9 protein-coding genes are annotated in these 12420 nt (G+C 72.3%); 4 read left to right on the top strand and 5 right to left on the bottom strand.

Going from position 1 to position 12420, the window contains the following annotated elements:
- The first annotated feature begins 71 nt into the window (after positions 1-71).
- On the top strand, positions 72-1691 hold the full coding sequence (rny, locus tag ABZT47_RS02155; RefSeq protein ID WP_354835143.1) for a ribonuclease Y: 1620 nt from the start codon (positions 72-74) through the stop codon (positions 1689-1691).
- A gap of 235 nt (positions 1692-1926) precedes the next feature.
- On the opposite strand, the gene ABZT47_RS02150 is transcribed toward rny, so the two are convergent.
- From ABZT47_RS02150 to ABZT47_RS02130, 5 genes are all read right to left on the bottom strand, one after another.
- Positions 1927-3831: a prolyl oligopeptidase family serine peptidase gene (locus ABZT47_RS02150; RefSeq protein WP_354835141.1), complete on the bottom strand. Its 1905-nt coding sequence runs from the start codon at positions 3829-3831 to the stop codon at positions 1927-1929.
- 174 nt (positions 3832-4005) lie between these two features.
- Positions 4006-4884 (bottom strand): amino acid ABC transporter permease, encoded by an 879-nt coding sequence (locus tag ABZT47_RS02145; RefSeq protein WP_354835139.1) that lies wholly within the window; start codon positions 4882-4884, stop codon positions 4006-4008.
- The gene (locus ABZT47_RS02140) at positions 4881-5564 is read right to left on the bottom strand and encodes an amino acid ABC transporter permease (RefSeq protein WP_354835137.1); all 684 of its coding nucleotides are present in this window, start codon (positions 5562-5564) and stop codon (positions 4881-4883) included. Before ABZT47_RS02140 ends, ABZT47_RS02145 begins: the two co-directional genes overlap by 4 nt.
- 61 nt (positions 5565-5625) lie before the next feature.
- Positions 5626-6483 carry a glutamate ABC transporter substrate-binding protein gene (locus ABZT47_RS02135; protein ID WP_354835135.1) on the bottom strand — a complete coding sequence of 286 codons (858 nt, stop codon included), beginning with the start codon at positions 6481-6483 and terminating at the stop codon, positions 5626-5628.
- Positions 6484-6811: 328 nt separating this feature from the next.
- Entirely contained in the window at positions 6812-7567 is a 756-nt protein-coding gene (locus ABZT47_RS02130; RefSeq protein WP_354835133.1) for an amino acid ABC transporter ATP-binding protein, read from the bottom strand.
- Positions 7568-7761: 194 nt separating this feature from the next.
- Between ABZT47_RS02130 and miaB the strand changes: the two genes are divergently transcribed.
- From miaB to ABZT47_RS02115, 3 genes are all read left to right on the top strand, one after another.
- Positions 7762-9255, top strand: coding sequence for a tRNA (N6-isopentenyl adenosine(37)-C2)-methylthiotransferase MiaB (miaB, locus tag ABZT47_RS02125; protein ID WP_354835131.1), 1494 nt, complete (start codon positions 7762-7764; stop codon positions 9253-9255).
- 1045 nt (positions 9256-10300) lie between these two features.
- Complete coding sequence (locus ABZT47_RS02120) at positions 10301-11488, top strand: CAP domain-containing protein (RefSeq protein WP_354835129.1); 1188 nt, start codon at positions 10301-10303, stop codon at positions 11486-11488.
- 230 nt (positions 11489-11718) lie between these two features.
- Positions 11719-12417, top strand: coding sequence for a hypothetical protein (locus tag ABZT47_RS02115; RefSeq protein WP_354835127.1), 699 nt, complete (start codon positions 11719-11721; stop codon positions 12415-12417).
- The last annotated feature ends 3 nt before the right edge of the window (positions 12418-12420 follow it).

The raw sequence follows: 12420 nt of genomic DNA, 5'->3' as shown, positions 1-12420 counted from the left end.
TCGGGCTGGTCCGTGCTGTGCGTGTAACCCTCGCGTGCTGAAGCTCGCGACGCGAGGAGGGGTGGGCGCGCATGGGTTCGACAGTCGTGATCATGCTGGCGATAGCCGTTGTCCTGCTGGCGCTTGTCGCGATTGTCACGCTCGTCGTGCTGATACGCCGCACTGGTGCCGGCCGGTCCGGCACGCGGGGGCCCACCGCCGAGGAGATCGCCGACGTCCAGTCCGAGCTGGAGCAGGCCCGCCGTGAAGGCGTCGAGATCCGCGTGAAGGCCGAGTCGGACGCCGGGGAGATGCTCCGCCGGGCCGAGGCCGCCGCCGAGGGCGCCCTGCGGATGCGCAAGGAGGTCGAAGATGAGACCCGTTCCCTCAAGCACGAGCTGAAGGAGCTCAGGTCCGACCTCGAGCGCCGCGAGAACCGCCTGGCCGAGCGCGAGCAGCGTCTGGACGAGGAGGCCCGCCGGCAGGCCGAGCGCGGCAGGGAGCTCGCCGAGACCGAGTCCCAGCTCGCCGACCGCCGCGCCGAGCTCGACCACGTCGAGGACAAGCGCCGCGAGGTGCTCGAGCGGGTCGCCGGGCTGACCGCCGATCAGGCCAAGGCCGAGCTGGTGATGACCATCGAGAACCAGGCCAAGCGCGAGGCGGCGCTGATCGTCCGCGAGATCGAGGGCGAGGCCCGCAAAGAGGGCGAGAAGCGCGCCTGCAAGATCGTCACGTTGGCCGTGCAGCGGGTGGCCACCGAGCAGACCGCCGAGTCGGTGGTCAGCGTGCTGCACCTGCCCGGCGACGAGATGAAGGGCCGCATCATCGGCCGCGAGGGTCGCAACATCCGGGCCTTCGAGTCCACCACCGGCGTCAACCTGATCATCGACGACACTCCCGAGGCCGTGCTGCTGTCCTGCTTCGACCCGGTGCGGCGCGAGACGGCGCGGCTCACGCTGGAGAAGCTCGTCCTGGACGGCCGCATCCATCCCCAGCGCATCGAGGAGGCCTACGAGCGCAGCAAGGAGGAGGTCAAGGACCTGTGCGTCCGGGCCGGCGAGGACGCGCTGGTCGAGCTCGGCATCACCGACATGCATCCCGAGCTCATCACCTTGCTCGGCCAGCTCCGCTACCGCACCTCCTACGGGCAGAACGTCCTCAAGCACCTCATCGAGTCGGCGCACATCGCCGGCATCATGGCCTCCGAGCTGCGTCTGGACCCGATGCTGCTCAAGCGGTGCACGGTGCTGCACGACATCGGCAAGGCGCTCACCCACGAGGTCGAGGGCAGCCACGCCCTCATCGGCGCCGAGATCGCCCGGCGCTACGGCGAGCACGAGGACGTCGTGCACGCCATCGAGGCGCACCACAACGAGGTCGAGGTCCGCACGGTCGAGGCGGTGCTGACCCAGGCCGCCGACGCGATCAGCGGCAGCCGTCCCGGCGCGCGCAGGGAGTCGCTGGAGGCCTACGTCAAGCGCCTGGAGCGCCTGGAGGAGATCGCGCAGTCCTACGACGGGGTCGAGAAGGTCTTCGCGATGCAGGCCGGCCGCGAGATCAGGGTCATGGTGCGCCCGGAGGCCATCGACGACATCCAGGCGCAGGTGATCGCCCGCGACGTCGCCAAGCAGGTGGAGGAGGAGCTGACCTACCCGGGTCAGATCCGCATCACCGTCGTCCGCGAGTCGCGCGCCACCGAGTTCGCCCGCTGACCTCGACCGCGCCGGCCTCGACCGCGTCGGCCTCGACCGCGCCGGCTTTCGCCCGCCGGCCGGGCCGCGGTGATCTGGGCAGTGCCGGCCTCGTGCCCGCTGACTCCGTGCCCGCCGACTCCGTGCCCGCCGACTCCGTGCCCGCCGACTCCGTGCCCGCCGACTCCGTGCCCGCCGAACCGGCTCCGCTGACGTGGAGGGGCCCCTGAGACGGGGACGGACGCCGGCGGGAAGGTCAGAGGCGGAACAGGCGCTGATAGAAGGACAGCTCGGCGGCGAGCGCGGCGCTCTTGGTCTCGGCTCTGCGGAACTCGTGCCCCTCGCCCTCGAAGGCCAGGTAGACGCACGGCACCCCGCGTTCGTTCAGCGCGGCCACGAACGCCTCCGACTGCGCCGGCGGCACCACGGGGTCGTCCTGGCCCTGCAGCAGCAGCATCGGGCAGTCGATCTGACCGCTCCGTGCCAGCGGCTCGCGCGAGGCGTACAGCAGAGGGTCCGCCGGGCCGACGAGCCACTCGGCGTACCGCGACTCGAAGTCGTGCGTCGAGGAGGCCAGTGGCCCCAGGCTGCTGACGCCGGCGATCGCCACGCCGCCGCAGAACAGCCCGGAGGAGCAGCAGGCCGCCATGGTGGTCCAGCCGCCCGCGCCGACGCCCCTGACGGCGATGCGGGCCGGGTCGGCGTGCCCGTCCGACAGGAGCCACTCGGCGGCGGCGATGGTGTCCTCCACGTCGATGACGCCCCAGTGGCCCCGCAGCCGGTCGCGGTAGGCGCGGCCGTACCCGGTGGAGCCGCCGTGGTTGACGTCGATGATGCCGATGCCCCTGCTGGTGAAGAACGCCTTGCGCAGGTCCAGGGCCGAGGTGGCGTGGGAGGCGGGGCCCGCGTGGACGAACACCACATACGGCGGCGCGGCCTCCCCGACGCTCACCGTGGGGTTGGCGGGCGGGTACACGTAGGCGTGCACCCGCCGTCCCGAACGGCCGCGGATCTCCACCGGCCGGCAGGACGGCAGGTAGGCGGGGTCGGGCAGCGCGCCGGTGTCGCTGCGCACGCTCTCGGCGAGGCCCGTGGCGGTGTCGACCCGCACCACCGACCGGGGCACCCGCGCCCCGTAGGCGACGCCGCACACGGTGGCTCCGTCGGCGCTGAGGCACGGCACCCAGCCGTCGTAGGGCAGGTCGAGGTCGGTGAGCACGCCGGTGCGCGGGTCGAGCACACCGAGCCGCAGGTCGGGCCTGCCGTGCAGGACCGCGAGCCTGCCGTCGGCCAGCACGGCGTACGGGGCGCCGCCGAGCTCGGCGGGCGCCCACGCGAACTCCTCCTCGGCCGGGTAGAGCGGGCGCGGCGCGCCGTCGCCGATCTGGTACAGGTTCCACCACCCCGACCGGTCGGACAGGGCGTACAGCGTGGAGGCGTCCTTCCAGCGGGGGGCGAGCACGGACTCCGCGGCGCCGCCCATGATCTGACGCGAGGCGCCGTCGGCGAGCCGGGTGACCCGCAGCTCGGTGCCGGTCCAGGGCATGCGGGGGTGGTCCCAGCAGATGTAGGCGAGGTGCTCGCCGTCGGGGGAGATGGAGGGAGAGGCGTAGAAGTCGCTGCCCGCGACGCGCTGCCGGGGCTCACCGCCGTCGCGCAGGGGGATCGAGACGATGGACCGCACGACCTTCCCGCCGCCGGCGTGGCGCTCCTGGACGCACCACACCTCGTCGCCGTGCACGGTGAGGTCGGCGTAGCGCAGGGCGGCGGGCGCGTCCGGCTCGGGGGTGATCGCCACCGGCTCGCGCGCCGGACCGGAGCCGTCGTCGCGGACCAGGTAGAGCCGCTGGTCGGCGTGGCCGGCGAACACGACGCCGACCCCGGGTGCCACGGCGTAGGAACGTCCGCCGTACTCGTGGACGCGGGTGCGGGCGTCCCAGGGAGGGCTGAGCAGCTCGCGCCGGGCGCCGCCCGCCGCGTGGTGGACCAGGGTGCGCCGCCCGCCCTCTGTGGGGCGGTCCTCCTCCCACCAGATCTGTCCGGAGTGCGCGGTGGGGTATCCGGGACGCAGTCCGTAGCGGACGACGTCGGCGGTGGAGATCGGCGAGGGCCAGGCACCGAACGGCGACTGCGGGTGCCCGGACGTGCGATCGGGGGGCATAGCCGCATCCTGCCGGAAAACCCCGCTCCGCGTGGCGGCTACGCCACTGATCGTGTTTCACGTATCGCCGCAAAGCACTCAGGGGCGGGATGTTTTCCCCGTCCGACGTGCCGCGGGCGGAGGAACGCGAACGGCCGGGGTCCGCAGGGGACCCCGGCCGTCGGTGAAGGCGGGTCAGACTCTGGTCTCGACCCCGACGCCGACCGCCGCCGGGGCGGTGACGACGCCCGCGCTCGTACGGCGGCTGCGCCTGCTGCGCCGCTCCAGCACGTTGGCGAGGTAGCTCAGCGCCAGGTTGATCGCGATGTACACCAGCGAGATGACGATCGCGCTCGGGATGAGGTTGCCGAAGTTGGCCGGGATCTGCTTGAGCCCGAAGTTGAGCAGTTCCTCGTAGGCGATGACCCAGCCGAGCGCGGTGTCCTTGAGCAGGACGACCATCTGGCTGACGATGGCCGGCATCATCGCCGTGGTGGCCTGCGGCAGCAGGATGAGCCGCATGACGCCGCCCTTGCGCAGCCCGAGGGCGTACCCGGCCTCCGACTGGCCCCTCGGCACGGCCTGGATGCCCGCGCGGAACACCTCGGCGAGCACCGACCCGTTGTACAGCGTCAGGCCGACGACCACGGCGGCGAACGCCGGCACGCTGATGGTGTAGCCGCTCATGGTCGCGACCCCGGCCTGGGCGAAGAAGATCAGCAGCAGCAGCGGGATGGCGCGGAAGAACTCCACGACCGCGCCCGCCGGCCTGCGGATCCAGGCGTGGTCGGAGAGCCTGCCGAGCCCGAAGACGACGCCGAAGACCAGCGCGAGCACGGCCGAGACGAGCGCGGCCTGGAGCGTGGCGAGCAGGCCGGGGAGGATCTGCCCGGTCCACACCTCCAGCCGCAGGAACGGCTCCCACAGCCGCCCGGCGAACTGCCCCTTGTCGGCCAGTCCCTTGATCAGCAGGTAGGCGATGCCGAGCACCACGACGGCCGACAGGAGGGTCAGGACGTTGTTGCGCAGCCGGGCCCGGGGGCCGGGGACGTCGAACAGGACGCTCGTGCTCATCGGGCCACCGCCATCCGCTTGGCCAGCCAGCCGAAGAAGAACCCGGTGGGCAGGGTGAGGACCATGTACCCGGCGGCGAAGCCGAGGAAGATCGGCAGCGTGCCCCCGTAGTCGTCGAACATCTGCTTCATGACCGCCGACGCCTCGATGTAGCCGGCGACGATCACGATGGTGGTGTTCTTGGTGAGCGCGATCAGGATGCTGCCGAGCGGCGCGATCACCGAGCGGAACGCCTGCGGGAGCACGACCATGCGCAGCGACTGGGTGAAGGTCAGCCCGATGGCGCGGGCCGCCTCCGCCTGGCCGGAGGGCACGGTGTTGATGCCGGCCCGCAGCGCCTCGCAGACGAACGCGGCGGTGTAGGCCGACAGGCCGAGCGTCGCCCACCAGTAGTAGTTGGTGGCCGAGTCACCCGACAGCGACAGTTGCAGGGTGTCGCTCAGACCGAGCGCGCACAGCAGCAGCACCAGCGTGAGAGGGGTGTTGCGCAGGGTGTTGACGTAGATCGTCCCGGCGGCGCGGAGCACGGGCGTGGGGGACACCCGCATCGCGACCAGGACCGTGCCGAGGATCAGCGCCAGGATCGCGCTCATCAGGGTCAGGCGGATCGTCGACCAGAAACCGGTGAGGATCGTGCCGAACTGTTCGACGAGGGGGCTGAAGTCGAGAAACGATTCCATCGGGCTCCACCGGAGACGGGGAGCGCCGGTGAGGTGACCTCACCGGCGCGTGGACAGGGGATCAGCTGCAGCCCTCGGCAGGCGGCGCGCCGGTCGCGGTGAACTTCAGACCGGTGCCCGAGAAGTGCTTGTCGAACAGCTTCTGGATCGTCCCGTCGGAGTACATCTCGGTGATGGCCTTGTTGACGGCCTCGCAGGTTTCCTTGTCGCCCTTCTTCAGGCCGACGCCGTACTTCTCGTCGGTGAACGGGGCGCCGGTGACCTTGAGCGAGGAGCCCTCGCGCTTGGCGTAGCCGGCGAGGATCATGTCGTCGGTGGTCACCGCGTCGATCGCGTTGCCCTTGAGCTTGGTGATGCACTCGTCGTAGGCGCCGGCCGGGACGAGCTGGACGTCGACCTTCTTGTTCTCCTTGTTGGTGCCCTCGGCGATGTTCTTCCAGGAGTTGGAGCCGCTGACCTGGCAGATGCGCTTGCCCTTGAGGGTGTCCAGGGAGTTGATCGAGGAGTCGTCGGCGCGCACCAGCGTGTCCTGGTGGGCGATGTAGAACGGGCCGGCGAAGGTCACCTTGGGCTTGCGCGCCTCGGTGATCGAGTAGGTGGCGACGATCATGTCGACCTGGCCCTGCTGGAGGAAGGTCTCGCGGTTGGCCGAACGCGCCTCCTTCCAGGTGATGCCCTCCGGCGGGACGCCGAGCTTGCCGGCCAGGTAGGTGGCCACGTCGACGTCGAAGCCCTCGACCGTGCCGTCCGGCTTCTTCAGGCCCATGCCCGGCTGGTCGTACTTGACGCCGATGGTGAGCTTCTTGTCGTCCTTGGCCTTCTGGAGAGCCGTCGTCGGGCCGCTGTTGCCGCAGGCGGCGAGGCTGCCGGCCAGTGCCGCGGCGGACAGGAGCAGGGCCCCGAACCGTCGTGAACGCATATGCGTGTACCTCAGCTTTCTTGGTGACGTGCGTAACAGCGTGACGAGCGCGACGTGCGACGTGCCTGACATGCGTGACCTGCGAACAGCGTGACGTGCGAACAGCGTGACCTGCGGTGTTCCAGGTGCGGAACGGCGTGACCGGCGGTGCGTGCGGACGAGCGGTTCTCGCACGGGCGACGTCCGGACGGACGGCCTTCCTCGCCCCACCTTGCCGACCCGTGATCGCGAGACGTTAGGTGCTCGCTCGGGCGATCTTGGAGTGCGGCGGCGCGGCGGCCCCGTGCCGCCTGCCGTACGGGCCGCCCGTGCGCGTCCACGGCCCAGGTCAGTGTGTCAGGATCTTGGACAGGAAGTCCTTGGCCCTGTCCGTGCGGGCATTGGTGAAGAACTCGTCGGGGGTGTTCTCCTCCACGATCTGGCCCTCGGCCATGAACACGACGCGGTTGGCGGCCCGGCGGGCGAAGCCCATCTCGTGGGTGACCACCACCATCGTCATGCCCTCGCGCGCGAGCTCGATCATGACGTCGAGCACCTCCTGGACCATCTCGGGGTCCAGGGCGGAGGTGGGCTCGTCGAACAGGATCATCTTGGGGTCCATCGCCAGCGCGCGGGCGATGGCCACCCGCTGCTGCTGGCCGCCCGAGAGCTGGGCGGGGTACTTGCCCGCCTGGCTGGCGATGCCCACGCGTTCGAGCAGTTCCATGCCGCGCTTCTCGGCCTGCTCGCGCGGCACGCCCCTGACCTTGACCGGGCCGAGGGTGACGTTCTCGAGGATCGTCTTGTGCGCGAACAGGTTGAAGGACTGGAACACCATCCCGACGTCGGATCTCAGCCGGGCCAGCGCCTTCCCCTCGGAGGGCAGCGGCTGTCCGTCGAAGACGATCGTGCCCGAGTCGATGGTCTCCAGCCTGTTGATGGCGCGGCACAGCGTCGACTTCCCGCCCCCGGAAGGGCCGATCACCACGACGACCTCCCCCCGGGAGACCGTCAGGTTGATGTCCCTGAGCACGTGCAGGGCACCGAAGTTCTTGTTGACGTTCTCGACTCTGACGAGAGGAGTCGCGTCCCCGTTGTCCTCCATGGTGGACAACGTAAGTGGTCCGGGGCACTGGTCACTAACCAGGCGGTACCGATCGCATCACGGCCTGGTCACGACGGGACGCCCCGGCGGATGGAACGATTCATCAGGCGCGGGGGCGCCGGCCGCCTGCGGGGCGGCGCCGGGGCGCTCCGCGTGCGCGCGGCCGCGAGGAGCGCCTACCCTTGTCTGTTGAGATGACTGTCACCGAGGAGCGCACCCGCACGTACGAGGTCATCACGTACGGGTGCCAGATGAACGTCCACGACTCAGAGCGGCTCTCCGGCCTGCTGGAGGACGCCGGGTACGTCCGCCCGGGCGAGGGCGAGACGGCCGACGTGGTCGTGTTCAACACCTGCGCCGTCCGCGAGAACGCCGACAACCGGCTGTACGGCAACCTCGGCCATCTGCGGCCGGCCAAGATGCGCAACCCGGGCATGCAGATCGCCGTGGGAGGCTGCCTGGCGCAGAAGGACCAGGGCGAGATCGTCCGCAAGGCCCCGTGGGTCGACGTGGTCTTCGGCACCCACAACATCGGCTCACTGCCGGTGCTGCTCGAACGGGCCCGCATCGCGCAGGAGGCCCAGGTCGAGATCAAGGAGTCGCTCGAGGTCTTCCCGAGCACCCTGCCGACCAAGCGCGAGTCGCCCTACGCCGCGTGGGTGTCCGTCTCGGTCGGGTGCAACAACACCTGTACTTTCTGCATCGTCCCGGCGCTGCGCGGCAAGGAGAAGGACCGCCGCCCCGGCGACGTCCTCGGCGAGGTGCGCTCCCTGGTCGACCTCGGCGTCCTTGAGGTCACGCTCCTCGGGCAGAACGTCAACACCTACGGGGTGGAGTTCGGCGACCGGCTCGCCTTCGGCAAGCTGCTGCGCGCCTGCGGCGACGTCGAGGGCCTGGAGCGGGTGCGCTTCACCTCCCCGCACCCTGCGGCCTTCACCGACGACGTCATCACCGCCATGGCCGAGACGCCGAACGTCATGCACCAGCTCCACATGCCGCTGCAGTCGGGCTCCGACCGCGTGCTGAAGGCCATGCGCCGCTCCTACCGGGCCGAGCGCTACCTCGGCATCATCGAGCGGGTGCGCGCCGCCATGCCGGACGCCGCGATCTCCACCGACATCATCGTCGGCTTCCCCGGCGAGACCGAGGAGGACTTCCAGGCCACCCTGGACGTCGTCCGCGCCTCGCGCTTCGCCAACGCCTTCACCTTCCAGTACTCCATCAGGCCGGGCACGCCCGCGGCCACCATGGACGGCCAGGTGCCCAAGGAGGTCGTCCAGGAGCGCTACGAGCGGCTGGTCGCCCTGCAGAACGACATCTCGTGGGCCGAGAACAAGGCCCAGGTGGGGCGCACCCTGGAGGTGCTGGTCGCCGAGGGCGAGGGCCGCAAGGACGAGGCGACGCAGCGCATGTCCGGCCGCGCGCCCGACAACCGCCTGGTGCACTTCGTGCCCACCCTGCGCGACGGCGGCGCCGACGCCGCTCCGCCGCGGCCGGGGGACATGGTCACCGTCGAGGTCACCTACGCCGCGCCGCACCACCTGGTGGCCGACGGCCCCGCGCTGGGGCTGCGGCGCACGCGCGCCGGCGACGCGTGGGAGGCCAGAGAGAGCGCGGCCTGCGGCACCGGCGGCTCGGCGAAGCCGGGCGCGGTGTCCCTAGGCATGCCCTCCCTCCGCCGCCCCTGACCCCGCCCACCCCGTCCCCGGCTCAGCCCGACGTGCCGCACCGGCGGCCCACCGCGGCTCCCCATCCCGGTCACGTGCTGGACTTGCATCGGCGCCGGGTCGGTGGGGCGTGGTGCGGCGATGGCGGCGCCTGTTGCGGTGCCTGAGCCGGTGAACGGTCGCGGAGGGCGCACTAGTCGTGGAAGAGGCGCTCGCAGTAGTCCCTGCGGAAATCGGTGAAGGTGGCGCAGGGGTTCGGCGTCCGGCGTTCTGGCCCGCCGGGTGCCTCAGGCACGTCGAGACGGCGGGGCGGGCGTGTCGGCGTGGGGCCCGGCCTCGCCTCTGGAGGCGGTCCGGGCAGGTCGCGGGGCGTGCGGGGTGTGTTCGGGCGGTGGGGCGCGCGCGGCGCGGGGCGCGGACGTTCCCGGGCCGTCGGCGGAGGTTTGGGACGGTCCACGAGCTCCAGCGGGCCCGGCCGGCGGTCGGGATTCCGCCCTCCGTCCGGCGCCGGGCGCGAGCGACGGCGTCCGGCGTCCCTCCCCGACGGCCTGTGACCCGCTTGGCCGCCGCTCCCAGGACGGCCCGCCGCGAGGGTGCGGCCGTCTTCGTGCGCCGGTGGCCGCCGGGGAGGCGGCATCGCTCCGGTCCATCCGTGCCCGGCCGCGCCCGTTCGTGGTCCGGACGCCACGGACGGCGGTTGACCTGGCCTTGTCCGGTGTTCGAATACTCCGCCGAGCGGAGCGCGGTCGCGCGGGAGCGCCGCGGGGCCCGGACGGGGCGCGGGGGAGGCCTGCGCGCGCACTGACCGGGAAGCCGGATCGGCCGGTGCCGCCGAGGATCCCGGCGCGCAGGCGCCGGCTCCGAGGATCACGCCGAGCCCCAATATTCCGAAGATCACCGCCGAGCCGCCGCGCGGGGTCACAGTTCGACATGAGATCGGTCCAAGTGATGACAAGTCGTGATTCTTCCGTGATTGAGGTGCGGTAATTCGTCCTATGGGGCTAGTGTGACGACCGCCCGCGGAAGCCGGAGTGCTTTCCCCCCGATAGGCCGCAGGAGTCACCACATGGATCGGCACGACCATCGGTCGCCGGGCCGCTACAACGAGTCCAGCTCTGCACTGCCCCCCGAGTACCTCTCGTCCGAGCCCCCCTCCCCATCGGGCTCCCGGAAGCGCACCCTCGCCATCTGCGCCGCGGCGGCCGTGCTCGCCGCCGCCGTCACCGCCGGAGGGGTCATCACGCTGACCGGCGGGTCCGAGCCGGTGAGCCAGCGCTCGTCCGAGCAGGGGCCGGGCTCCGGCGACGTCGCGGCGGCCGGGGACGACGCCACGGACGACGCTGCGGACGACTCGGCGGACGACGCCACCTCGGACGACGCGTCCGACGGCGACGCCTCCTCGGGCGACGGCGGTTCGCCGGGTTCGACCGGTTCGGGCGGCGGTGCCGACGGCTCCGCCGGCTCCGGACAGGCCGACGAGGGCGGCACGCAGTCCGCGCCGCACGCCGACCAGGCCGAGCCGGTCGGAAAGGTCGAGACCAAGCAGAAGATGTCCGGCCAGACCGGCACGAAGACCGATCAGCAGGCCGAGGGCCAGAGCGGCGGCCCCGGCCCGGACGGTCCGGCGGGCTACGTCGAGCCCTACCCGCAGCAGCCCGGACGGTCAGCGGGGCTCGGCGACGACCCCGGTCCCGGGCCGTCCGCGTCGCCGTCGGCCAAGCCTTCGGCGTCGCCGTCCGCGAAGCCCTCGTCCAAGCCCTCGACCAAGCCGTCCCCCCGGCCCTCTCCCCGGCCCTCCGCCAAGCCGTCTCCCCGGCCGACGCCGAAGCCGTCGAAGAGCCCGACCAAGTCGACGGGCGGGTCCTCGTCGGTCGTGGCCGCAGAAAACGAGGTGGCGCGCCTGACGAACGCCGCCAGGCAGGAGCAGGGCTGCGGCCCGCTGCGCATCGACGAGCACCTGCGGGCGGCCGCCCGCGGCCACTCCGACGACATGGCGGCCAAGGGGTACTTCGACCACACCTCGGCCGACGGGCGCTCCCCGTGGGACCGCATCAAGGCGGCCGGCTACAGCTCCAACATGTTCGCCGAGAACATCGCGCGCGGCCAGGCCACGCCGGCGGCCGTGGTGCAGGGCTGGCTGAACAGCCCCGGTCACCGCGCCAACATCATGAACTGCAAGCTCAAGGCCATCGGCGTGGGCGTGCACTTCGGCAGTGGCGGCCCCTGGTGGACCCAGGACTTCGGCGGCACCTGATCCCCGACCGCCGACGCCCGTGACGGGCCGGCCGGGTTCCCCACGGACCCGGCCGGCCCGTCCGCGTTCTCCCGCGCGACGCCGGCCCGTCCTCGGCCTGCTGTGATCCCGCCGCGCGTGACCGGCCCGTCCGCGTCGCGTGTCAGGGCCGGTCCGGATCCCCGACGGACCTGCCGGCCCGTGTGTGCCCCGGCGCTCGCTCGGTGGACGGGCGGGGCTAGCCTGATCTTGTGCTCGTCGCCGCGGCCGTGTGCCCCCATCCTCCGCTGATCGCGCCCGAACTCGCGGGCGCGGCCGCGCCGGAGCTGGACGGGCTCCGGGAGGCGTGCGTGTCGGCGCTCCGGTCGCTCGCCGAGGCGGCGCCGGACGTGCTCATCGCCGTCGGCGCCGCCGAGGAGATCGCCGAGCCGGTCGCGTACGGCCCGGACGCCGCGGGAAGCCTCGCCCCCTGGGGCGCCGACGTCCGCACCGGCGCCGGGACGCCCGTCCTGCCGCTGTCGCTGACCGTCGGCCGGCTGCTCGCCGACCTGGCCGGCGCCGGCCCGGTGGCCGGGTACCAGGCGGTGCCCTCCGGAGCCTCGCCGCAGCAGTGCCTGCGCGCGGGCGCGGAGCTGGCGGGGCGGGCCGGGCGGGTGGGCCTGCTGGTCATGGGCGACGGCTCGGCCAAGCTGACCGTCAAGTCCCCGGGCTACCATGATCCACGCGCCGAGGTCTACGACGAGGCGCTCGCGCGGGCACTCGGCGGCGCGGACGCCCGGGCTCTGGCCGCGCTGGACGCCGCCGAGGCGGCCGAGCTGTGGGTGGCGGGGCGGGCGGCGTTCCAGGTGCTCGCCGGTGCGGCCGGGGAGGCCCGGCCGCGCGGGGAACTGCTCTACCACGACGCCCCCTACGGCGTCGGATACCTGGTGGCCCGCTGGAGCCTCGGGTAGGCC

Source organism: Sphaerisporangium sp. NPDC005289 (assembly GCF_040607455.1).
Taxonomy (GTDB): Bacteria; Actinomycetota; Actinomycetes; order Streptosporangiales; family Streptosporangiaceae; genus Sphaerisporangium; species Sphaerisporangium rhizosphaerae.
The sequence above is the reverse complement of the archived record's forward strand: the minus strand, read 5'-3'. Positions and strand labels throughout refer to the sequence as shown.